This window comes from Corynebacterium sp. KPL1818 (genome assembly GCF_000478135.1).
Classification (GTDB): domain Bacteria; phylum Actinomycetota; class Actinomycetes; order Mycobacteriales; family Mycobacteriaceae; genus Corynebacterium; species Corynebacterium accolens.
Window position 1 is genome coordinate 1,146,488 of the sequence record NZ_KI515758.1, and the last position, 22,993, is coordinate 1,169,480.

Below are 22,993 nucleotides of genomic sequence, written 5' to 3' on the forward strand. Positions count from 1 at the left end.
GGCCTAGAGCCGGGCGGTTACTTTCTCATTCGCTGCAATTTCATCCAGGCGGGACGCGGGGCAGAGTCCAGCGACGATGACGGCGGAGCCGCCGGCCGCTAAGGGCTCGAGGACGGCGCGGGTGAAGGAAGATTTATCGCTCGACCCGGTAGATAGCAGCCGCTCGGCGCAGCCGGGCGGAGTCACCAATTCCGGCAGGGGCTGGGTTTCACCAAAGTACTGATCTCCATAAAAACGGACGGTGGGGCCGAAGTCGATGGCACCGGTGGGCAGATCCCCGCCGGATTCAACGATGCCGCGGCCAAAGGGGTCGTCGCTGATGAGCACGATATCGGCCTGCGGCTGGCGCTCTTGGGCGGCGAGGTAGCGGGAGGGGGAGGTAAAGACGACATCGGCAAGCGCGGCCGATTCACCGAAATCAAAGCTGGGCCCGGCGGCGAGGGCGCCTAAAGCAATGACGGCGGCCTGCCACGAGGTGGGCACGTCGATGGCGATGGTGGAATCCGGCTCCAAGTCGAGCTCTTCTTCCAACATATTGGCGATCTTGGCCACCCAGTTATCGAGCGTCTGGGCGGAAAAATCCATGCGCGCGCCGGTGGATTCGTTATAAACAGTCAGCCGCGGGGTGGCGGCATCGGCGTTTAAAAGATGGGCGAGTAGTTCCATACCCGCCCATCGTAGGCCAGCCTGCTTAGTTCACGCAGCGCGGACCGTCGCCGCCGGCGTCGATTTCAGGGGCAACCTTGTTGGCACCGAAGTCGTTGCCCGGGGTTCCTACCAGGTCGGTATCCTCTTCGGCCGCGGATTCCTCGGCGCTGGCTTCCTCATCGGAAGGGCCCTGGTAATCATCGGTGGCTACGACGAGCAAGGTATTGGCATCGAGCTGCGGGTTTTCTACCACTGGCAGGCCACCGAGCTTTTCCGCCAGCTTCTTGGCATCTTCGCTCTCGGGGTCGGCGGCAACGACCTGGGACTCAGAGTAGATGCCGGGCTGGGCATTGGCGGAGCGCTCGACGGTATAGCCGGTGTTTTCCAGCCAGGTGCCGATGCCAGCGGCCAAGCCATCGATATTGCCGGCATTGAGGACGTGGACCTCGTTATCGGAGTTGATATCGGCATCGTGCTCCGCTGCGTTTTCGGCGTTTTCCTCCTTGTGGGCCGCGTCTTCTTCGGCTTCCTCGTGCGACATGGCCAGATCCTCCATGAAGCGGTGGACCTCATTGGTATCGATGGTGACGATGGATTCACCGTAATCGCCGCGGCCATCGATGGAGGTGACCGGAATGGTGGTAAAGGTGACGTTGCCGCCGGCCAGGCCTGCTAGCTGGGTGACAAAGCCCATGATGTCCCAGCCGTCATCGATGACCACGGAGCGCTCCACGGCCTTGGCAATCTTGGAGAGCTTGGATGGGCTGGTCAGAGTGTCATTATCGAGCACCTTATTGACCAGCGAGGCCATATACGCCTGTTGGCGTACGATGCGGTCAAGGTCACCGCGCGGCAGGTTATAGCGCTGGCGCACAAAGGTCAGCGCCTGCGCACCATTAAGGGTCTGGGTGCCCTTGTGGAAGTTGGCGCCGGACATCTCGTCCTCAACATCCTCGTTGAGGCAGACCTCGACGCCACCGACGGCATCAGTAAGCAGCGTAAAGCCCAGCAGACCCACCTCGGCGTAGTGGTCAATGGATACGCCGGTCAGGGAGTGCACCATCTTCAGCAGGCCTTCGCGGCCGGCTTCTACGCCGTGCTTTTCGATGTCCTTATCCGTATACGGTGCCTTTTCGCCCTGCGCCTCCGCCTGGGCGTTTTCCTGCTGGAGCTCTTGGACCTTGTCGTTTTTGTGCGAGGCGTAGACGGCATTGATCTTCATATTGCCGTAGTCCGGATCGTTGACATAGGTATCGCGCGGAATGGAAACCGCGGTAGCGCGCGAGCCGTCTTCCGGAATGCGCACGAGCATGATGGTGTCGGTATTTTCCTCACCCTCGGCAACGCCAGCGTGGAGATCCGCCAGCTCCTTTTCAGAGAGCGGGTTGCCCTGGGCATCGGTGCGCGAATCCTTGCCCACGAGCAAGATATCGGCGGCGCCGTCCAAGGAAGGATCGGATAAACCATCCTCGCCCAAAGATAAGTCCGAGGCGGAGGACATGCCCGTATCCAGGCGCCCCACCGTGGCGTAGCCCACGCCGGAGACAGCCAGGATGAGGGCAGAAATAACAGCCACGATGGTTTTGGTGGCCGTGGAACCCTTTTGCTTAACCGCGTTAGCGGCAGAGGGCGCGGGTTGGATATTGCGCGCCCGGCGAGTGTTCTCAGAAGTCACAAGTGAAGGCTTTCTACTTTCCGGGGATCTGGAGACAGTTTAGGGGAGATCTCGCCAAAATTAGGGATCCGTGACCAGTTTCGCGCAATTGAACAGTGTCTGTCTCCGGACACAGCCTCTGGCGTGACTAAGCTTGGGGCCCATTGTGACTACTGAAACTACAGCTCCGCTCGCCATTATCACCGTGACCTATAACCCCGGTGAGTACTTGGCGCGCTTTATAGGCTCCCTGCCGGACGCCAGCGCCCAAGGCGCCCAGGTGGTGCTGGCGGATAATGGCTCGACCGATGGCATCCCCGAAGCCGCCGCGGCGGAAAGGGAAGGCGTGGACTTCCTCGATACCGGCGGCAATATTGGCTACGGCGCTGGCATGAACGCCGGCGCGCGGTGGGTACGGGAGAACCGGCGCGTAGACGATGAGTTCTTCCTTATCTCTAACCCGGATGTCACCTTCACCGAAGGCGCGATTGACCAGATGATTGCGTGCGCGCGCCGCTGGCCGGATGCCGCGGCGGTTGGCCCGCGCATCGTGGAACCCGACGGCAGCAACTACCCGTCCGCCCGGTCGGTGCCGAATATATCCACCGGCATCGGCCACGCGCTGTTTTCTAACCTATGGCCCTCTAATCCGTGGACACGCACGTACCGCAACGATGCCGATATGTCCGTCCAGCGCCCCGCCGGGTGGTTATCCGGATCCTGCCTCTTGGTGCGCTGGGAGGCCTTCGATGCCATCGGCGGTTTTGATGAGCGCTACTTCATGTACTTGGAAGACGTGGACTTGGGCGATCGCTTCGCGCGCGCCGGGTATCAAAATATTTTCTGTCCGGAAGCCGTCATTAGCCACGCCAAGGGGCATTCCACCCAGGCGCACGCCGGGGCGATGCTGCGCGCGCACCACAGCTCCGCGTACCGCTTCCAGGCCGACCGCCACCCGGCGTGGTGGCAGGCCCCGCTGCGCGCAGCGTTGTGGCTGGGCTTGCAGGCGCGGGGAGCGGTAACGGCCGCTCGTGCCAGTACCGCCAAAGATTCGGAAGCCTGAAGCGCGTGCCGTTGACCTGGTTTCTGGTCGCGGCCGCATACACTGACCCTCGAAAAACCTCAGAATAAGATTGTCTGCATACAAAGGATGACTATGACTGAAGCAGCCACCACCCACGGTGCCACCACCGATGCAGTGATTTTGGTGGGCGGGCGCGGAACTCGCCTGCGCCCACTGACCATTGGTACGCCCAAGCCCATGCTGCCGACGGCGAACTACCCGTTCCTGCAGCACCTGCTCGCCCGCATCAAGGCCGCGGGCATTGAGCACGTGGTGATGTCCACCTCGTACAAGGCAGAGGTTTTCGAGGAATACTTTGGCGATGGCTCCGAGCTCGGCCTGGACATCGAATACGTGGTGGAAGAAACCGCGCTGGGCACCGGCGGCGGTATCCGCAACGTCTATGACAAGCTGCGCAATGACACCGTCATGGTCTTCAACGGCGATGTTCTTTCCGGCATGGATCTAGAGGGCATTTTGACCACGCACCACAACAAGGGTGCCGATGTCACCATGCACCTGCTCAACGTGGCGGATCCGCGCGCCTTCGGCTGCGTGCCCACGGATTCTGAGGGCCGGGTCACGGCCTTTTTGGAAAAGACCGAGGATCCACCAACCAACCAGATCAATGCCGGCTGCTACGTCTTTGACCGCTCCGTTATCGAATCCATCCCGGCAGGCCGCGTGGTTTCGGTTGAGCGCGAGACCTTCCCGGGCTTGCTTGCCGATGCCCGCCTGGTCGTCGGCCACGTCGATAACTCCTACTGGCGCGATATGGGCCGCCCCGATGACTTCACCCGCGGCTCCTCCGATCTGGTGCGCGGCATCGCGCCATCGCCGCTGTTGGAAGGCCGCACCGGCGAATCCCTCGTGGAATCCTCGGCCGGTATTGCCGGCGGCGTGCTGCTGCTATCTGGCACCGCGGTGGGCCGCGGATCCGAGGTGGGTGCGGGCTCCCGCCTGGAGGGAACGGTGGTCTTTGATGGCGTGCGCATCGAACCAGGGGCCATCATCCACAACTCCATCATCGCCTCCGGCGCGCATATTGGCGCCAATGCGGTCATCGAAAACTGCGTCATCGGCGAAGGCGCCCACGTTGGCGCCCGCTGTGAGCTCGTGGACGGCATGCGAGTCTTTCCCGGTGTGACCATCCCCGATGCCGGCATCCGCTTTAGCTCCGACGCCTAAAACACCCGCCACCTACCCTCCGCACCTGCTGTAGCTCGGGCACGAGCGCGGTGCGGAGGGTTTTGTGATCCCCGCCCGGCCGAGATTTTGGGAGACACGCCGATACTTCCTGAAAATTGTTGACAGAAAAACCGGGCACCACTATATCTAGTACCCCCTACCTATACCCCCGGACGGCACCAGGTGTTACTAATGTGACGGATGGGGATCGTGTGCAGCGTTTTTGCGATAAAGCGCGAAAAAGGCACTAATTCAGGTTGACGATATTTAGTGATCCGGTGTGAAATTACATCAGTGCAAGAAACGGCGACCGACACACCCGTTTTTACGGATTGGCTCGAGGATTGACGGCGATTCAGCCGCACTTCAGCCTCGTGTACAGTCGGTTGCACTGATTAGGATTACCCAACCTCGGAGAAAGGAAAAGGCGTGGACAAAATGGCTAATAACAACGCCATTCTCCGTGGCGGTGCTGCTGCAGAGGTATCGCTCGATGAACTCTTCGGTGCCGTCGAGCAGGAGTGGCAGGATCAAGCGTTGTGCGCGCAGACGGATCCAGAGGCATTCTTCCCTGAAAAGGGAGGTTCCACCCGTGAGGCAAAGCGTATCTGCCAAGCCTGCGCGGTGCGCGATGAGTGCCTGGAATACGCGCTGGAGCACGATGAACGCTTCGGAATTTGGGGCGGGCTTTCGGACCGCGAACGTCGCCGCCTCAAGCGCGAGATTGGTTAATTAAGTTGTGTGTGCTCTAGCCCTTGGCCGCGCCCTACGTGGTGTGGTCAAGGGCTAGAGTTTTCTTTAACGCGAATATGCCTTCCTACCAGCTATAGCGCGGGTCTACCTCCTCTGGGGCGAGGTTTAAGTAATTGGCCACTAGGGCAGTAATGACCGTGCCGAGGAGCTCCGCGCGCTCGGCGGAGGTCACGGCACGCTGCTCAATGGGCATGCGGAAGATAACGAGCCGGGCGCGGGTAGGGCTACCAGCGGAATCGACACCGGCGGGCACGATGCGGCCGAGCGGCACGGGGCCATCGGCAATGATTTCATCCGGCAGCACCGTCATATCCGCCGAAAGGCGCATGCGCGGGATGGTGTCTACCGCAAGGTCGAGCCCGCGCAATTGCGGGGCGAAGGCGTGCTGAATGGGTGCGTAGGCCTCGAGGACGGCGGCATCGAAAAGCTCGCGGGCGCTGCGGTAGCGTGGGGTTTGCTGCGGCAGAAGGGGCCCGTGCAGGCCGCGCCCGTGGCGATCGTGGGCGGGGCGGATATGCGGGCGGGGGCGAGCAGCGGTCATGGCGTTGATTCTAAAGCTCTAAGGTTGCGCAATAAGTGCAGCCACGCCGGGGAAGTACTATCTAAATCTCAACCAAGGGTTTAGACTAATGCGCGTGACTGAATCTCGCCATTGCTCCCGCCCAGGCTGCGGCCGACCCGCCGTGGCGACGTTGACCTACGCATACGCGGATCAAACCGCCGTGGTTGGCCCGCTGGCAGAAGAGGATAACCCGCACAGCTGGGATCTCTGCAGCACCCACCGCGACCGCATCTCCGCGCCGGTGGGCTGGGAGCTGGTGCGCGTAGACCGCATCGAGCTCGACGAGGATGACGACCTTATGGCCCTGGCCCAGGCGGTCAAGGAAGATGGCAGGGTGACCACTGGGCTTGTCGATGACCGCAGCGCCGGCTCCGGGGCAGATCCCATCGATTACGCCGCCACCTTCGATGGCGCTGATCCCGCCAATTCCAATCATCCGGTATTTCGCACCCGCCGCGTGGCCTATGCCAAAAAGGCCCGCCGCGCTCACCTGTCCGTCGTTCCTGATGCGCAGAGCGAAGATAATTCTGCCGAGAGGCAGGACACGGACACCGAATCTGATTAAAGCAAGGGCGCTGAGCACAGCGCCTGAGAAAACTCGCGCTACCTAGCCGCAGACACGGAAGGAGCACTGCGCTAGTTGCCCGTAGGCAGGGAGTAATATTGCGAGGTATGCGAACTCGTGAGCATCTTGATGCAGTGATTAAGGCCTATGACGTCCGTGGCGTGGTGGGCGAAGATATCGATGAAGACTTCGTGCGCGATACTGGCGCCGCCTTCGCCGCAATCCTGCGCGAAGAAGGCGAAAACACCGTGGCTGTAGGCCACGATATGCGCCCGTCTTCTCCCGCGTTGGCGCAAGCCTTTGCTGAGGGCGTGGTGAGTCAAGGCCTCCATGTGACGCTTTTGGGGCTTACCTCTACGGATGAGCTCTACTATGCGGCGGGTTCTATGGAGTGCGCGGGCGCGATGTTTACCGCCTCCCACAACCCGGCGAAGTACAACGGCATCAAGCTCTGCCGCGCCGGTGCCGTCCCCGTGGGGCAACAGACTGGGTTGGAAGAAATCAAGCAGATGCTTATCGATGGCACCCCAAGCTACGACGGCCCTAATGGTGCCATCGCCGAGCAAGAAATCCTGACCGGCTACGCGGACTTCCTGCGTCACCTCGTGCCGCTGGAAGAATCCAAGCCGCTGGTCGTCGCCGTCGATGCCGCCAATGGCATGGGCGGGCACACGGTCCCGGCCGTTTTCGATGGCCTGCCCTTTGATGTCCGCGATCTCTACTTCGAGCTCGACGGCACCTTCCCCAACCACGAGGCGAACCCGCTGGATCCCAAGAACTTGGAGGATCTGCAGAAATTCACCGTAGAGCAAAACGCCGATATCGGCCTTGCCTTCGACGGCGACGCCGACCGTTGCTTCGTGGTGGATGAAAAAGGCCAGCCAGTATCGCCGTCTGCCATCTGCGCGCTGGTGGCCAGCCGCTACTTGGATAAGTTCCCGGGCGCGACCATCATCCACAACCTGATTACCTCCAAGACGGTGCCGGAGCTCATCGCGGAAAAGGGCGGTACCGCCGTGCGCACGCGCGTGGGCCACTCCTTCATTAAGGCCCAAATGGCCGAGCACACGGCGGCCTTTGGCGGCGAGCACTCCGCGCACTACTACTTCCAGGAATTCTGGAATGCCGATTCCGGCATGCTGGCCGCTATGCACGTCCTGGCCGCGTTGGGACAGACGGATAAGCCGCTCAGCGAGCTCATGGCGGAATACTCCCGCTACGAGGCTTCCGGGGAGATCAACTCCACCGTGGCGGACCAAAAGGCCGCCACCCAGGCCGTGCTCGATGGGCTGGCGGATAAGATCGAATCCGTCGATGAGCTCGACGGTGTCACGGTCGAGCTCAAGGGCACGGACGCGTGGTTCAATGTGCGCGCTTCCAATACCGAGCCGCTGTTGCGACTCAATGTTGAGGCGAAGACCTCCGAGGAGGTCCAGCAGATTGTGGACGAGGTCCTCGCCATCATCAGACGGTAATTACTGAATTACTGCGCGCGGGAGTGGGCGACCATGTCGTCCCACTCCACGTGCTTCTTTCGCTCGCGGCCTTCGCGCTCGCCCAAAGCGCGCTCAGCGGCATCGAGGCGCTGCCAATCCTGCCAGGTGAGATAGTCGATGCCCTTATCCGCAAAGACCTCGGTGATATCGCCGGAAGTGGGGGACGGTAGGGTGCCCGCGGCGGCATCATCAAGCAGCATGCCAATGGTTTCTCTGGCATCGGACTTGGTATTGCCAATCAGCCCCACGGGTCCGCGTTTTACCCAGCCGGTGGTATAGAGACCAGGCACGATGGCGCCCTCTTCGTCGATGACGTGGCCACCGTCATTATTGATGACGTTTTTCTCGCTATTAAATGGCACGCCATCCACGGCGTCCGAGCGGTAGCCCGTGGCAAAGTAGACCGCTTGCACTGGCCACGTGGTGAATTTACCCGTCCCGCGCACGCTGCCATCGCCGGTCAGCTCGGTGCGCTCCGTTTTAATCCCGCTCACCCGGCCGTTCTCACCGAGGATCTCCACCGGCTGCTCAAAGAGATGAATCTGCAGCGTATGCGGGGCCTTTTTGGGATCGCGAATGGCATATTGCTCAAGAACCTGGCAGACCAAATCCGTGGACTTGCTGGAAGCGCGTGCCTCTAGCGAGGCCTCATCGTAATCAATATCTTCGGGGGAGACGACCACATTGATGTTATCCGAGTGGTCGAGCTCTTTGAGCTCTTGCGGGGTGAACTTGGCTTGGGCGGGCCCGCGGCGCCCGAAGACGCGTACGGTCTCTGCCTTATTTTGTGCCAGCGAATCGTAGACATTATCGGCGATCTCGGTCACCTTAAGTTCATCGCCAGTCTTGGCCAAGATACGCGAGACGTCCAGGCCCACATTGCCCACGCCGATGACAGCGACCTCGCTGGCGGAGAGGTCCCATTCGCGCTCAAAGCGCGGATTGCCGTCATAGAAGCCTACGAATTCACCGGCGCCGTGCACGCCCTGCAGCTGTGCGCCGGGGATATCGCGGTGGCGATCGCCTACCGCACCGGTGGCAAAGACGACGGCATCGTAGTGCTGCTGCAGCTCGTCCACGGTGATATCGCGGCCGATGTGCACGTTGGTAAGCAGGCGAATCTGCTCCGTGTCCAATACACGGTGCAGGGATTTAATGATGCCTTTAATGCGTGGATGGTCAGGGGCCACGCCGTAGCGGATGAGGCCGAAGGGGGCGGGCATCTGCTCAATGAGATCGATGCGCACGTTTCCGTCGGTCTTTTTCACCAAGATATCGGAGGCGTAAATGCCAGCGGGGCCGGCACCGATGACGGCTACGTTTAAGGGTTTATCTGACACGGTAATTTTGCCTTTCTTGTCTGCGTAGTCTCCCGCGGTGGGATGAAGGGAACGAAGTTCTCAATAAATATGCGCAAATAGACCACATAGTCTATTTATCGTGAGTGAGCGCGGGATTTCTCTTAAGAGAGTGAACCGTATGGTCTGTTTGCACACAAGCGGAAGAATTAGATTCTTTATTAAGCCTTCTCAAAGTGCAGGTCATAGCTTTGGGGAAAGTGAAAATAAAACAGACCGATTTGTCTGTAATCTATAGACGGGTAGGTTTTCCCTCAACGCTTTGAAAGGGAGGTCTACACCACATTATGGCTACCGCAACAACGACCAAACGCAAGCCACGCGCCAATAAGCCCGAGGGCCAGTGGAAAATCGACGGTAAAGAACCGTTGAATAACGATGAGGCCATCAAACAGGATGATGGTGGTCTCTCCGCTAAGCAGCGCGTGATAGACATCTACTCCAAGCAGGGATTTTCCTCCATCCCGCCGGAGGATTTAGCACCGCGCTTTAAATGGTTAGGCCTGTATACGCAGCGCAACCAGAACCTGGGCGGGGAGATGACCGCCAAATTATCTAACGCGGAATTGCAAGATGAATACTTCATGATGCGCGTGCGCTTCGATGGCGGCCGCGCCGATCCAGCCAAGCTGCGCGCGGTGGGAGAAATCTCGCGCGATTATGCCCGCTCCACCGCGGACTTTACGGACCGCCAGAATATTCAGCTGCACTGGATTCAGATCGAAGACGTACCCACCATCTGGGACAAACTCGAATCTGTGGGCCTGGGCACCTTGATGGGGTGTGGCGATGTGCCGCGCGTCATCTTGGGCTCGCCGGTCGCGGGAGTTGCCGAGGATGAAATCATCGATGCCACCCCAGCCATCGAGGAGATTAAGAATAATTACTTACCGCGCGAGGAGTTCCATAACCTTCCCCGCAAGTTCAAAACCGCTATTTCCGGCAATGCGCGCCAGGACGTGACGCACGAAATTCAAGACGTTGCCTTCGTCGGCGTCAACCACCCCGAATATGGCCCCGGCTTTGATTGCTTTGTGGGCGGGGGACTATCCACCAACCCGATGCTCTCGCAATCCTTGGGCGCGTGGGTGCCACTCGAGCGCGTGCCGGAAGTATGGGCCGGTGTGGTCAGCATCTTCCGCGACTACGGCTTCCGCCGCAACCGCAACCGCGCGCGGCTGAAGCTTTTGGTGGCTAAATGGGGGATCGACAAGTTCCGCCAGGTCCTCGAGGAAGAGTACCTGGAGAAGCCGCTTGCCGATGGCATCCCGCTCGAGGTTAATCCCGGCAGCCGCGATCACCTGGGCGTGCACAGGCAAAAGGACGGCAAGTTCTACGTCGGCGTAAAACCCACCGTGGGCCATGCAACGGGTGAGCAGCTCATTGCCATTGCCGATGTCGCGGAAAAATTCGGTATTTCGCGCATCCGTACCACCCCGATGAAGGAATTGCTCTTCCTCGATGTGGAAGAAGACGATATTCCGGCACTTTCGCGCGCGCTGGATGAAACGGGCCTGTATTCCCAGCCCACGGAGTTTCGCCGCGGCGTCATTTCCTGCACTGGGCTGGAATTTTGCAAGTTGGCGCACGTGACCACGAAGGCCCGCGCCATCGAATTGGTGGACATCCTCGAAGACACCCTGGGGGATTTGGACGTACCCATTTCTATCGCACTCAATGGCTGCCCCAATGCGTGCGCGCGCTCCCAGGTATCCGATATCGGACTTAAAGGTCAGATCGTCACCGATGCCGATGGCAACCGCGTCGAAGGATTCCAAGTCCACCTAGGCGGTGCCCTCGGCCTTTCTCCCGACTGGGGCCGCAAGCTCCGCGGACACAAGGTCGTAGCCGATGAGGTACCGGACTACGTCATACGGCTGGTCAATAAATATAAGGAACAACGCGAAGAAGGCGAGCAGTTTCGCCACTGGGTACTGCGCGCCGAGGAGGAAGATCTGCAGTGAATTTCCGCCGTAAACCTAATCCCAATCGCAATCACCCCACCTTTTGCCCTTACTGCGCCGGCACCGATCTGTTCCCGGATGAAGAAGACGACTTTGCCTGGAATTGCCAGGAATGCCTGCGCGTATTTTCGGTCCGCTTCCACGGCCAAGACGATGCCCCCGTGGCACCGGCCCCGGCCGTTTCTTCCACCGAAGCCCTGCAGCGCTCCCTAGCCCGCCGCGGACACTCCACGGCTCCGGTGGATTAAGGATGCACCATGACCACACTCATCACCTTGTCCCACGGCTCGCGCCACCCGGGCGCCGCCGCTGGCATTGAACGGCTCACCCAGGCCGCTGCTGCCGCGATACCAGCCCGCCCTGCTTATCGGGCGGCGCACCTAGAGTTCAATACTCCCGATCTCACCGCAGCTGCGGTCGACCTCGCCCGTTGTGGGGAGGATACGGCCGTAGTCATTCCATTGCTCTTTACGCAGGGCTACCACCAGCGCGTTGACGTTCCCCGCGTTATTGCCGCGGCCGAACAGGCCTCAGGCGTGCGCTTGGTACAAGGCGAGTGCTTGGGCGGAGGGCGCGCCGCAGAACATGGCGTACGAGATGTGGGCAGGCGGGAAGCCGCAGAAGCGGACCTGGCGGCGGTGCTCGCGGCACGCGCAAGGCCGGAAGATACCCACCACGTCATCTACTCCGTCGGTTCCTCTGATGCTGCGGCCAATGACTCCATCCACCGGCTGGCCGTTCGGGTATCCCAGCTCACCGGCGTCCCCGCCACGGCCGCGTTTGCCACCCGGGGCGGCAGCAATGACATCCATGCATTGGCGAGGAGCACTGCGCGAATGCGGGTTATCCCGCTGTTTGTCACCGCAGGACTGCTCCTTAAACCACTGTCATCTACCCCCAGCAATGTCACCGTCGATCCCGTTCTTGGTACCGATCTCGCTGGCATCGTTGCTGCTCACTACCACATCGCCCAGGAGGTCGGTGTTCCATGCTAACCCTGATTTTAATCGCCGTGGCCGGTGCGGCCGCCCAGCTTGTCGATGGCGGCATCGGCATGGGCTTCGGCGTCACCTCAACCACCATCCTTCTCCTCGCGGGCCTTGGGCCTGCCCAAGCCTCCGCCGTAGTCCACACCGCTGAGCTAGGAACCACCGCAATGTCGGGCTTGAGCCACGCCCGTTTTGGCAATGTGGACTGGAAAACCGTCTTCCGGCTGGGTGTGCCGGGTGCCATCGCGGCGTTTATCGGCGCCACCGTGCTCTCCAATATCTCCACCGATGCGGCAGCCCCGATTACCGCGCTCATCTTGGTGGCCATCGGCAGCAACCTCATCTGGCGCTTTTCCCGCCCGCGCCGGGCGAAGTTCGTGCAAAAACGCAGCCATTCCACCCCATTTTTGATCGGTCTCGGTTCCGTCGGCGGATTTGTTGACTCTACCGGTGGCGGCGGCTGGGGCCCGGTGTCTACCTCGACGCTCATGGCGATTGGCCGCGAGCAGCCCCGCCGCATCGTCGGCACGGTAAATACCGCCGAATTCCTGGTCACACTGGGTGCCACCCTCGGCTTCGTCGTTGGATTGTGGCAGGATATCGTCGCCAACCTCTCCGCCGTGCTGGCCCTGCTCATCGGTGGTTCCATTGCCGCCCCGATTGCGGCCTGGGTGATTTCCCGGATTGAGCCGGTCGTCCTCGGTGGACTCGTGGGTACGGCCATCGTGGCTCTCAATATCGGCAAGGTCTTAGGTGGGCTAGAAACCTACTTTGGGCTGACGGTACCGGGCTTTGTCTCCCCGCTGCTCATGGTCCTAGTCCTCGTCGTGGGCATTTCCGCCACCATCCACGGTGCGCGCGCTACCCGGGCAGCCCGCGCAAGGGAATTGGAAGCCGAAAACGCCGAGACCAAGGCGCACGCGGAATTTCATGCCGCAGGCTTTGCACACAGCGCGGCCGGTGCCTCTAAGGACGCGAGCATCGTGGAGGAGTCCGCACCGCAGGCGGATAAGGCCTAATCCCCGGCTGGGTCGAGGCCGGCAACCTCGCCAATGACATAGACGGCGGGGGAGGAGACGTTATTGTCCTTCATTGTCTGCGCAAGGCGTTCTAAATCGCAGCGAAATTCCCGCTGCGTATCCAGGGTGCCCTCCTGGATAATCGCGCACGGTGTCGACCCAGCAAGCCCGCCTTCCTGCAATGCCCTGGCAATCGCCGGGGCATTTTTCACGCCCATGATGATGGACAAGGTCGCGCCGGACTGGGCCAGGGCGTGCCAATCCACCAGGGACTTCTCGTGGCCAGGCGGCAGATGCCCTGATACGACGGTAAAGCCGTGAACCATTCCGCGCTGGGTGACGGGGATGCCAATGCCCGCGGGCACGGAAACCGCGGAGGTCACCCCTGGAATGACGGTGGTGGGGATAGATGCCTTGGCTAGGGCCTGTACCTCTTCAAAGCCGCGGCCGAACACGAAAGGATCGCCGCCCTTCAGCCGCGCTACCTTCCGCCCGGCTTGGGCGTGCTCGATGAGCAGCTCGTTGATCTTGTCCTGGGTAATCGACTTCTTGTAGGGCAGCTTGGAGACATCGATAAGCTCCTTGGCTGAAATATCGCAGAGCTTATCCAACTGCGGGGCAGGGCCCAGGTGATCGGTCAAGATGACCTCGGCCTCCTGTAGGGCGCGCATGCCGCGAACCGTAATCAGGTCCCACGCGCCGGGGCCGCCACCGATAAGGGATACGGGGTGAATCTGTGCGGACGTCATGCCGCACCATCATAGTGGGAGCCAGACTATGCTTGAGCGATATGGATAACGGTTTCACTGAGGGTTCCGCCTATGACACCGAAACGGTGCGATTTTTTGATGTCGCCCACGAGGGCGCGCAGATTCGTCTGCTCGCCGGGCAAATGGAGCGCTGGGGTGAGATCCTCAACGGGCTCAATCCGCGCTCCCTGGTCATCTTGCCCACCGATGCCATCGCCCGCGAGGCAGCGCACCTCGGCGTCGGCTTGGCCGAACCGCTGCGCATCCCGCTGGTGGTGACGGAATCGCTGCCGCAATACGTGGGCGCGCTCGATATCGTCGTGGCGGTGGGCGAGCCCGCAGAATGCGATTGGGCCTCCCGCGCGCTCATTGCGGCGAGCCAGCGCGGCGCCACCACCATCCTGGTGGGCCCGGCAAGCGGCCCCTTGGTAGAGGATTGCCCGGAAGACACCCTGATTGCCCCGTCGCTTCCCACCGCAGAGGGCTGCTCGCCGGCGCGATTTATCACGGCCCTGTACGCGCTGTGCAGCATCGTTCATACCTCCCCGCGCGCGGTGTGCGAAGAATTAGAGGACCTTGCCGCCGCCGTGGACCGCGAGATCGAGCAGCTTTCGCCAGAGCGCGATGATGCCATCAATCCCGGCCGGCAACTGCGCGAATACGCCGAGGGCGCGCGGATTATCCACTCCTGCGTCATCGATCCCTACGCGTATGCCGAGCGCCGCGAGCGCGTGCACATCGATACCTTGGTCGCCCGCATGGCAGCAACCATCTGGGCCGTGCACGGGTTGCCCGGCACCTTTGTCGAGCCCGCTGACCTGCGCGGCGCACTCGATCGGGGCGCTGAATCCAGTACGGCGCCCGCGTCTGCCGATGACCTTTTCTACGATCCCTTCATCGACGGTGCTGGCGCGGATACACCTTTGATACCCTTGAAAGTGATTTTCTGGGGGCAGGAAGAGGCGAACCTGCCCAACTCGCTTGCAGTCCGCAGCACCGACCCGGAACCGGGCCTTGGGCATCTTGCCCGCTCACTGCAGCTTATTACGCGGAGTTTTGCCGCGACCGCCTACGAGATTTCTAAAGGATAGAAATAAATGCAATTACTGGAAGGCGCTACCCGCAACTACTCGTGGGGTTCGCGCACCCTCATCCCTGAGCTGCGGGGCGAAGAAGCCGCAGAAAAGCCGGTGGCTGAACTCTGGTTTGGCGCCCACCCAGGCGATCCCTCCACGGTGGATGGCCAGCTTCTCAATGAGGTTATTGCGGCGGATCCAGAAGGCCAGTTGGGCGCTCGAGTCTATAAAGAATACGGCGAGAACCTGCCGTTCCTGTTGAAGATCCTCGCCGCCGAAGATCCGCTGTCTTTGCAGGCCCACCCGTCTAAGGAGCAGGCCGAGGAGGGTTTCGCCCGCGAAAACGAGGCGGGCATTGCCCTGCAGGCTGCAAACCGCAATTACAAGGACGATAACCACAAGCCGGAACTTATCGTGGCGCTGTCGGATTTCTACGCCATGGCGGGTTTCCGTCCCCTGGCACAAACCCGCGAGCTCTTTGCCGCCTTGGAATGCCCAGAGCTTGAGCGCTACCTGGCCATGCTTGACGATGACCCCGCGGAATCCTCCGAGTCCGCCAACCTCCGGGTGCTTTTCACCACGTGGATTACCATCCCTTCGGCCAAGCGCAAGGAGCTCATTAAGGCCATCGTTGCCGCCGGCGAGCGCCTGATTGCCGTCGATCCCAAGGATTGGAAGGCGCGGGTCATGGCTACGGTGGTGGACCTTAATGACCGCTATCCTGGCGATATCGGTGTGCTTGGTGCGCTCTTGCTCAACCACATCGAGCTTGCCCCGGGTGAGGCCGTCTACCTCGATGCCGGGCAACTCCACGCGTATGTCTCCGGGCTGGGCGTAGAAATCATGGCCAATTCCGATAACGTTTTGCGCGGCGGGTTGACCCCGAAATTCGTGGATGTGCCGGAGCTGGTCAAGGTCCTGACCTATGCGGCCGCCAATGAGCCGCGGGTGCAGCAAAAGGATAAGCAAAACCAGGACAATGTCCACGGCGCCGAGGCGTGGTCCTATCCAGTGCCCATCGATGAATTCCTGCTCGACCGCGCCGAGCTCGGGCCGGATTCTTCCGTCGACCTCGACTATGACGGCCCCACCATCGCCTTGTGCACCGGTGGGTCCCTCAACCTGCGCAATGCTGCGGGCGAGGAATTGATCCTTTCCCCGGGCCAGGCCGCATGGCTGCCGGCCTCCGACGGCATGGTTACCGCCCAGGCTCACGCTGTAGAAAAGGAAAATCCTGAGGGCAGCACGGCGCAATTATTCGTCGCCCGAGTCTAAGCGGCCTCACAACTATGCCCCCTTGCTGGAAAATCCCAGCAAGGGGGCATTTTTAGGCGCTAGCCGCGGTGAAAAGTTAGCGCGCAGCAGAAGAACTGGCGGCTGAGCTTCCCGTTGCCGGGAGATCCGTGGGTTCTTGGTTTCCTGGCTGCTGCGTAGGAACAAGCTTCTCGGTTGCCTGCGGCTCGGCGTGGGACTTATTTTTCGTCTGCTGTGTACCAGAAGGCGCGCCCGCTCCTGCACCGTGTCCCTCTGTAGTGGCATCGGGAGCCGACGGGGTGCGCTGCGTGCTCGACTCGGGACGAGGCTTGTGCGGAGCCTGCGTCGCTGGCGGCGCCGGGATACCGGATTCGGCGGGCTCCTCCGGCTTACCAGGCTTGCCGGGCTCGCCACCTTGATCAGGCTTCTCTTCGCCCGGGGCAGGGGATGGAGCCGGTGAGCTCGGTGCCTGGGACGACGGTGCTAGGTTATCCGGCTTGCTGGGGTTGTCTGGGACCGCCTGCATGGTGCCGGTGCCTGTGCCGTTACCATTTTGCGGCACCTGCCCGCCCTGGTTAGACGGGGCATTATTAACGGAAGTTCCTGGCGAGTACACATTTTCGGGGCGGTACACCTTGGTAGGGCGGGTGGCCGCGTGGGGATGCGTGACGGCATTCGGCGCCAAGTATGGGTCCGTTGATTCAGGGTGCTGGTGGTCTGATTCACCGGCGCCAGAATTGGCCTCTGCGGGGGCAGAGTTTTCCGTCGAAGGCTTCTTATGCGTCGACGATGTCGTCGACTCTTCAGCGGAAGTATTTTTTGGTGCCACGGTAGAGGTAGGGGACTCATTCGCGGCGTTGGAGTAACGGGCGCTCGGCGTGCTCATGCGCCACACGCCCACTCCCACGACGACGGCGGCGATAAGGCCGAGCACGATGAAGACGTACACGCGACGTGAATCTGGTTTCATCGTGCCCTCCTTTCTTGGTTGCATAGGGTGGGTAACAAGTTGATAACGAGAGTATCATGTATTGGAATTTCCGCGACAGGCTGCGGATTCCGTGATATGTAAACAACGTGGAGATGAGAAATGGCAGTGCTTATGCAATCCTTTTCATGCCCGATTTTTCTCCGCCGGAAAAGCGTGTATAAATGGCGCTAAACCCGTCGAAGGAGTGATAGATGAGCAGCTGGGACGAAGAGATTTTTAGCACCGATCTCAACGTGGATTTTCTAGATGAATTAGCAAACCTCGATGAAGAAGGGGTAATCCGCGCAGTACAGGATGCCTGCGAGGTGGCCCGCAGCAAGGACGATATAACCGAAGAGGAACAACTCAACGCCCACGCTGCGGCCACGATCGCCGCCATTTGGGCGGGTGCGCCGTTCAGTGCCAGCGAAACCGTTGAGGACTACCCCTATATTAGGGACTTGGTGGGAACCCCCTATATTAGGGACTTGGTGGGAACCGTTGACGATACCTTGACCGAAAATGCCCTCGAGATCTTGGACACCGTCGAAGAAGACTACGACGTGGAACCTTTTATCGAGGCACTTTCTTAAAAACCATGTCCTTCGGTGCCAAAGGCGCCGCCACAGAGCAGAAAGGATTCTGCGTATCTCACCATGCTCATAAGCATTGAAGGCATTGACGGCGCCGGAAAAAATACGCTTGCGACCGCAGTGCGAAGCGCCCTCGAAGTCCCGGTAAGGACCATAGCCTTTCCGCGCTATGAGACCTCCATCCACGCGCAGCTCGCGCGCGAGGCGCTGTACGGAAAGATGGGCGATCTCACGGATTCGGCCTACGGTATGGCCACGCTCTTCGCCCTCGACCGCTTTGGGATAAAAGAGGAATTGCGGGCGGCGAAGGAAACCCGCGAGATAGTCATCTTGGATCGCTATGTGGCCTCCAATGCTGCCTATTCCGCGGCCCGGTTGCGCGACGATAGCCTCTTCCAGTGGGTCTACGACCTAGAATTTGGTACCTTGGGCCTGCCGAAAGCGGACCTGCAGGTGTATGTGGATACGGCGGTGGAGGTGGCATCGGCAAGAGCGCAGTCCCGGGCCGCCACCGATTCCACCCGCGAGCGCGACCACTATGAACGCGATGGGGGATTACAGGAGCGCACCGCCGCCGCCTACCGGTGCTTGGTCGAATCCGGTTGGGGTGGGCGCTGGATCGCCACCGCCGATGCGGATACTATTACGGCAGCAATTAATGACCTTGTAGGAGATTAAAACGTGGCGCCAACGATTTTGGTCGTGGATGATGATCCAGCGATCTCGGAAATGCTGACCATTGTCCTTGAATCTGAGGGACTAAACCCCGTCCCCGTCATGGATGGCAACGATGCCGTTCCTGCCTTCCGCGAGCACGAACCGGATCTCATCCTTTTGGATCTTATGCTGCCGGGCATGAACGGTGTGGATATTTGCCGCACCATCCGGCGCGAATCCGCGGTGCCCATCGTCATGCTGACCGCCAAGACCGATACCGTGGACGTGGTCTTGGGCCTTGAATCCGGCGCGGATGATTACATCACCAAGCCCTTTAAGCCGAAGGAGCTCATCGCCCGCATTCGGGCGCGCCTGCGCCGCACCGATTCCGCGGAACCGGAAACCCTTGAGGTCGCCGACCTGATCATCGACGTGCCGGAACATACGGTGCGCCGTACCGATGGCACCGAATTGAACCTGACCCCGCTGGAGTTCGATCTCCTGCTGGAAATGGCGCGCCACCCAGGCCAGGTGCATACTCGCGAGTCACTCCTGGAGTCCGTCTGGGGCTACCGCAATGCCTCCGATACTCGTTTGGTGAACGTGCACGTGCAGCGCCTGCGCGCCAAGATCGAGCACGATCCGGAAGATCCGCAGATCGTGCTGACGGTGCGCGGCGTGGGGTATAAGACCGGCAAGGCCGGTGCCGGGGAGTAAGGAAACATCAGAATTCTGGACCGCGTGCGGCGCATTCGTGACGCCATAGTAGATACGCTGCGCACCTCATTGCAGGCGCGCGTTATCGGCATGATTGTGGTCGCCTCCTCGGTGGTCATGATCATCTTGGCCTACGCCTTGGTCTCCGTGCTGACCCAGCGGTTGGTATCCCAAAAAGAAGACGTGGCGCTGCAGGAACTCGAACGCGCCCGCACGGCGGTGGAACAGCAAATCGATGCCACCAGCTCGGCCAACTCGGTGCAGGTGCGCATCAACTCCGCCCGCGCTTCTTTGGATCAACTCTCTGCGCAACAAGGCGATGCGCAGGCCGTATATGAACCCGTCATCGTGGTGGAAAACCAAGATGGATCCATCACCACCTCGCCGGAGGATTTCCCGGTGCCGGAACAAATGCGGCAGATGGTGGGCCAGGACCAGATTGCGCAGCAGTATTATCCGGTCCCGCGCGGCAATGGCGATTACTATAACGCGCTCATGGTGGGCACGCCCACCGATGCCGAGATTCCGAATCTGCAGGTCTACCTGGCCCTGTCCATGGAATCGGAAGAGTCCACGATGGCGCTGATGCGCGGCCTGCTCTCTGCCGCCGGCGTGGTGGTCGTGGTCTTATTGGTGGGCATTGCCTGGTTGGCTACCCAGCAGGTCATCACCCCGATTAAGTCCGCGTCCCGCATTGCCCAGCGCCTGGCCGCCGGCCATCTCAAGGAGCGCATGGCCGTGGACCGGGACGATGAGATGGGCCGACTTGCCGCCTCCTTTAATAATATGGCGGATAAATTGTCCTCCCAGATTGCGCAGCTGGAGGAATACGGCGATTTGCAGCGGCAATTCACTTCCGATGTCTCGCACGAGCTGCGCACCCCCATTACCACCGTGCGCATGGCCGCAGACCTCATCGAATCCGAGGCCGATAGCCTGCCCGCGGGCGCGCAGCGCGCCTCCAAGCTCATGTCCAGGGAGCTGGACCGCTTCGAGGAGCTGCTCGCGGATCTGCTCGAGATTTCCCGACACGATGCCGGCGTGGCGGACCTGTCCACCACGGCCATTGACCTGCGATCCTGCGTGGATGCCGCCTACCGCCAGGTTGAGCACCTAGCCCAAAAGCTCGACGTGGAGGTGGTCCGCAATATGCCAGACGAGCGGATCACCATCCAGGCCGATTCCCGGCGCATCGAGCGCATTTTGCGCAACCTCTTGGCCAATGCCATCGACCACTCTGAGGGCAAACCCGTGGTCATCGATATCGCCACCACGGAGAAGGCCGTGGGCGTGGCGGTCACGGACCACGGCGTGGGCCTGAAACCCGGGCAAGAAGAGCTGGTATTCAACCGTTTCTGGCGCGCGGATTCCTCCCGTAAGCGCCACTCTGGCGGCACCGGGCTGGGCCTTGCCATCGCCCGCGAGGACGCGGTCTTGCACGGCGGCACGCTCGATGCCTTTGGCGTCTTCGGCTACGGTTCCCGCTTCCGCCTCATCATCCCGCGCGAGCCGAATACCGAGATCGGTGAAGAACCCATCTCCCGCGAGATTCCAGGCGCCCCGGGCACCGGTTCAGACGACGGGCATGATGCGCTTGCCGATGCCCCCGCTATCGCTGATCCCGCTACCGCTGCCGCCGGAGAAAACGGCGCCGCTGCTGACTTCGCGGCCGACGCAGCTCATGAGCCTGATACTGCGGATGCTGGGGAAGCGGCTGCCGGGGAAGCGGCTGCTGGTGCAGCAGAAGATGAGGGCGAGGGTGGCGCCGGTGGGGCATCGCCAAGCAGCAGCTCGGTGGTAGGCCGCGGAATTGGCATCGACGATGACTCGGCGGAGGTGGCCGAGGCGGATGGTGACGGAATCTTGTGGCCTTCTGAGCGCAACCGTGGGGCCGCCTCGCCCGAGAGGCGCTCCTATAAGGCGCCGGATTTAAGGGGGATAAATAAATGAATTCGGTCATACGCAATGGATTGTGGCGGCGGAGCACCGCCGTGGGCGCGGTGGCGGCGCTGTGCTTTGTCACCGGCTGCTCAACCTTGCCGCACGATACGAGCCCCCAGGTCGTGGGTACCTACCACAAACAGGCCGATGGCCCGGAAGAGGTCATTGCCCCAGAGGTGGGGGCGGACCCGGACCTTACCCTGCGCGATTTTTATCGCGCCGCGGCCGTTCCCACCAATGACCACGATGCCGCTCGCGGGTTCCTCACGAATAACGCCCGCGGGGCCTGGGATGCCTCAGGCGATGTCATGGTGGTCGATAGCCTGGATATCGTGACCGCGCCTGATAAGAAGCAAAATACGGCGGCGGATGCGCGCTCCTTCAATGTGCGCGGCACCATCATTGGACGCCTCAAATCCGGCGGGGCCTATGTGCCGGAAAATGAGAGCTACGAAGCTACCATCGACATGAAAATGGTAGATGACCAGTGGCTCGTTGATAGTTTGCCGGCCGGGTTGGTTATCGAGCGCAATGAGCTGCGCAATCATTACACCCCGCAATCGCTCTACTTTTATAAACAAACCGATGACGTCCTCGCCCCGGACCGCCGGTGGCTGTATAAGGGCAGCGAGGAATCCGAGTCCACGCTAATTACCCTCTTGATGGAAGGCCCATCTAGCAGCATTGCTCCGGCCACCCGCCGGGCGGCGGATGAAAAGGTCACCTTCGCCGGCTATGACAACGAAAACGGCTACCAGTTCGAGGGCCTGTCGGACCTGGATGAAAATGACCGCACCCGCTTTGCGGCGCAGTTGGTCTGGACGCTTTCTGATGCCGGGCATATCGGCCCCTTCAAGGTCAAGGCCGATGGCAGCAATCTGTTAGAAGGCATGGACACCGTCAGCGTGGACGATTTTGCTGACTATAACCCCAAGGTAAACAGTAATTCCCTGTCCACGCTGTACGCCTTGAACGAGGGCAACGTGCTGGAGGTCGATAGCGGGGTGGCCGAGCCGGTTAAGGGCTCTTTGGGCTCGAGCGGCAATGTGCAATCGGTCGATGTCACCGAGTCCGGCATGATTGCGGCGGTTAGCCGGAAGCCTAGCGGCGACTTCAAGCTGCAGATGGGCGAGATTGGTGCCGCGCTGCAGGATTCGGTCGAAGGTAAGACGCTGGCGCGGCCCACCTTTGAATATAACGGGCAGGCCGTCTGGACGGTGGTCGATGGTGACCGTATCGTGCGCGTCGTGCGTTCCAAGACCACCGGGCGGATTTCAGAATCCGAGGTCGATGCCCGCAGCATCGACGATATCGAGGGCGAAATCTCCGTTATCCGCCTCTCCCATAGCGGCGCACGCGCGGCGATGATCATTGACGGCCACGTTTACATCGCCGCGGTGGCCCAATCCAGCAGCGGCGATAAGCGCATCGTCAACGCCCGCGAGGTGGGCCCTGAGGTCTCCGGCTCGGCACTATCGCTGGATTGGAATAACGATGGCTCGCTCATTGTGGGTACGTCCTCTGGGCAGTCGCCGGTATGGCGCATCGAGCAGGATGGTTCCTCGGCCTCTACCATGCCGACGGGTAATATCACCGCCCCGGTAGTTGCGGTGGCTACCTCGCCATCGAAGCTTTATATTACGGATTCCCATGCCATGCTGGAGCTTCCCGCCACGGTGGTCGATGAGGTGAACTGGCGCGAGGTGCCTGGCCTGCAGGGCCGGCGCTCTTCGCCTATCGTGTCTAGCTAAGAGGCGGCCGCGCTGGGCGGCGCTGC

At 61.0% G+C, this 22,993-nt stretch carries 22 protein-coding genes; 16 read left to right on the top strand and 6 right to left on the bottom strand.

Annotated elements, in window-relative coordinates; genetic code table 11:
• Positions 1-3 precede the first annotated feature (3 nt).
• Both HMPREF1261_RS05405 and HMPREF1261_RS05410 read right to left on the bottom strand, forming a co-directional pair.
• On the bottom strand, positions 4-666 hold the full coding sequence (locus HMPREF1261_RS05405; protein ID WP_023030242.1) for a TIGR03089 family protein: 663 nt from the start codon (positions 664-666) through the stop codon (positions 4-6).
• Between the two features lie 25 nt (positions 667-691).
• The gene (locus tag HMPREF1261_RS05410; protein WP_023030243.1) at positions 692-2,323 is read right to left on the bottom strand and encodes an LCP family protein; all 1,632 of its coding nucleotides are present in this window, start codon (positions 2,321-2,323) and stop codon (positions 692-694) included.
• A 133-nt stretch (positions 2,324-2,456) separates the two neighbouring features.
• Between HMPREF1261_RS05410 and HMPREF1261_RS05415 the strand changes: the two genes are divergently transcribed.
• From HMPREF1261_RS05415 to HMPREF1261_RS05425, 3 genes are all read left to right on the top strand, one after another.
• A complete protein-coding gene (locus HMPREF1261_RS05415) occupies positions 2,457-3,365 on the top strand; it encodes a glycosyltransferase family 2 protein (RefSeq protein WP_034657931.1) in 909 nt (302 codons plus the stop codon).
• A 93-nt stretch (positions 3,366-3,458) separates the two neighbouring features.
• Positions 3,459-4,553, top strand: coding sequence for a sugar phosphate nucleotidyltransferase (locus tag HMPREF1261_RS05420; RefSeq protein WP_023025580.1), 1,095 nt, complete (start codon positions 3,459-3,461; stop codon positions 4,551-4,553).
• 438 nt (positions 4,554-4,991) lie between these two features.
• Positions 4,992-5,285, top strand: a complete 294-nt coding sequence (locus HMPREF1261_RS05425) for a WhiB family transcriptional regulator (RefSeq protein WP_005277485.1) — start codon at positions 4,992-4,994, stop codon at positions 5,283-5,285.
• Between the two features lie 85 nt (positions 5,286-5,370).
• Here the strand turns inward: HMPREF1261_RS05425 and HMPREF1261_RS05430 are convergent, their stop codons facing one another.
• Positions 5,371-5,847 carry a metallopeptidase family protein gene (locus HMPREF1261_RS05430; protein ID WP_005281750.1) on the bottom strand — a complete coding sequence of 159 codons (477 nt, stop codon included), beginning with the start codon at positions 5,845-5,847 and terminating at the stop codon, positions 5,371-5,373.
• Between the two features lie 88 nt (positions 5,848-5,935).
• On the opposite strand from HMPREF1261_RS05430, the gene HMPREF1261_RS05435 reads away from it, so the two are divergent.
• Both HMPREF1261_RS05435 and HMPREF1261_RS05440 read left to right on the top strand, forming a co-directional pair.
• Complete coding sequence (locus tag HMPREF1261_RS05435; RefSeq protein WP_023016906.1) at positions 5,936-6,433, top strand: DUF3499 domain-containing protein; 498 nt, start codon at positions 5,936-5,938, stop codon at positions 6,431-6,433.
• A gap of 107 nt (positions 6,434-6,540) precedes the next feature.
• On the top strand, positions 6,541-7,908 hold the full coding sequence (locus tag HMPREF1261_RS05440; RefSeq protein ID WP_005277491.1) for a phosphomannomutase/phosphoglucomutase: 1,368 nt from the start codon (positions 6,541-6,543) through the stop codon (positions 7,906-7,908).
• An 8-nt stretch (positions 7,909-7,916) separates the two neighbouring features.
• Here the strand turns inward: HMPREF1261_RS05440 and HMPREF1261_RS05445 are convergent, their stop codons facing one another.
• Positions 7,917-9,269, bottom strand: coding sequence for an FAD-dependent oxidoreductase (locus HMPREF1261_RS05445; protein ID WP_023030245.1), 1,353 nt, complete (start codon positions 9,267-9,269; stop codon positions 7,917-7,919).
• Positions 9,270-9,574: 305 nt separating this feature from the next.
• Between HMPREF1261_RS05445 and HMPREF1261_RS05450 the strand changes: the two genes are divergently transcribed.
• Genes HMPREF1261_RS05450 through HMPREF1261_RS05465 form a run of 4 tightly spaced genes read left to right on the top strand, consistent with a single transcriptional unit; the run spans position 9,575 to position 13,259 of the window.
• Positions 9,575-11,251: a nitrite/sulfite reductase gene (locus HMPREF1261_RS05450; RefSeq protein WP_023030246.1), complete on the top strand. Its 1,677-nt coding sequence runs from the start codon at positions 9,575-9,577 to the stop codon at positions 11,249-11,251.
• Complete coding sequence (locus HMPREF1261_RS05455; protein WP_005277497.1) at positions 11,248-11,499, top strand: hypothetical protein; 252 nt, start codon at positions 11,248-11,250, stop codon at positions 11,497-11,499. Before HMPREF1261_RS05450 ends, HMPREF1261_RS05455 begins: the two co-directional genes overlap by 4 nt.
• 9 nt (positions 11,500-11,508) lie before the next feature.
• Complete coding sequence (locus HMPREF1261_RS05460; protein ID WP_023030247.1) at positions 11,509-12,246, top strand: sirohydrochlorin chelatase; 738 nt, start codon at positions 11,509-11,511, stop codon at positions 12,244-12,246.
• Positions 12,240-13,259, top strand: coding sequence for a sulfite exporter TauE/SafE family protein (locus HMPREF1261_RS05465; RefSeq protein WP_005281760.1), 1,020 nt, complete (start codon positions 12,240-12,242; stop codon positions 13,257-13,259). Before HMPREF1261_RS05460 ends, HMPREF1261_RS05465 begins: the two co-directional genes overlap by 7 nt.
• Here HMPREF1261_RS05465 and cobA read toward each other — a convergent pair.
• Entirely contained in the window at positions 13,256-14,008 is a 753-nt protein-coding gene (gene cobA, locus HMPREF1261_RS05470) for a uroporphyrinogen-III C-methyltransferase (protein WP_023016908.1), read from the bottom strand. The genes HMPREF1261_RS05465 and cobA overlap by 4 nt on opposite strands.
• A 41-nt stretch (positions 14,009-14,049) precedes the next feature.
• Here cobA and HMPREF1261_RS05475 point away from each other — a divergent pair, with 41 nt between their 5' ends.
• Both HMPREF1261_RS05475 and manA read left to right on the top strand, forming a co-directional pair.
• The gene (locus HMPREF1261_RS05475; protein ID WP_005277502.1) at positions 14,050-15,099 is read left to right on the top strand and encodes a hypothetical protein; all 1,050 of its coding nucleotides are present in this window, start codon (positions 14,050-14,052) and stop codon (positions 15,097-15,099) included.
• A gap of 6 nt (positions 15,100-15,105) precedes the next feature.
• Positions 15,106-16,359, top strand: a complete 1,254-nt coding sequence (gene manA / locus HMPREF1261_RS05480) for a mannose-6-phosphate isomerase, class I (protein WP_023028435.1) — start codon at positions 15,106-15,108, stop codon at positions 16,357-16,359.
• A 76-nt stretch (positions 16,360-16,435) separates the two neighbouring features.
• Here manA and HMPREF1261_RS05485 read toward each other — a convergent pair whose 3' ends face one another.
• A complete protein-coding gene (locus HMPREF1261_RS05485; protein WP_005277506.1) occupies positions 16,436-17,308 on the bottom strand; it encodes a hypothetical protein in 873 nt (290 codons plus the stop codon).
• A 212-nt stretch (positions 17,309-17,520) separates the two neighbouring features.
• Here HMPREF1261_RS05485 and HMPREF1261_RS05490 point away from each other — a divergent pair, with 212 nt between their 5' ends.
• From HMPREF1261_RS05490 to lpqB, 5 genes are all read left to right on the top strand, one after another.
• Entirely contained in the window at positions 17,521-17,901 is a 381-nt protein-coding gene (locus HMPREF1261_RS05490) for a DUF4259 domain-containing protein (protein WP_023030248.1), read from the top strand.
• A 63-nt stretch (positions 17,902-17,964) separates the two neighbouring features.
• Positions 17,965-18,579 carry a dTMP kinase gene (locus HMPREF1261_RS05495; protein ID WP_023028436.1) on the top strand — a complete coding sequence of 205 codons (615 nt, stop codon included), beginning with the start codon at positions 17,965-17,967 and terminating at the stop codon, positions 18,577-18,579.
• Between the two features lie 3 nt (positions 18,580-18,582).
• Positions 18,583-19,275 (top strand): MtrAB system response regulator MtrA, encoded by a 693-nt coding sequence (gene mtrA, locus HMPREF1261_RS05500; protein WP_005281774.1) that lies wholly within the window; start codon positions 18,583-18,585, stop codon positions 19,273-19,275.
• A 69-nt stretch (positions 19,276-19,344) separates the two neighbouring features.
• A complete protein-coding gene (gene mtrB, locus HMPREF1261_RS05505) occupies positions 19,345-21,225 on the top strand; it encodes an MtrAB system histidine kinase MtrB (RefSeq protein WP_198012714.1) in 1,881 nt (626 codons plus the stop codon).
• The gene (gene lpqB, locus HMPREF1261_RS05510) at positions 21,222-22,967 is read left to right on the top strand and encodes an MtrAB system accessory lipoprotein LpqB (RefSeq protein WP_023030250.1); all 1,746 of its coding nucleotides are present in this window, start codon (positions 21,222-21,224) and stop codon (positions 22,965-22,967) included. The genes mtrB and lpqB overlap by 4 nt, the downstream gene beginning before the upstream one ends.
• The last annotated feature ends 26 nt before the right edge of the window (positions 22,968-22,993 follow it).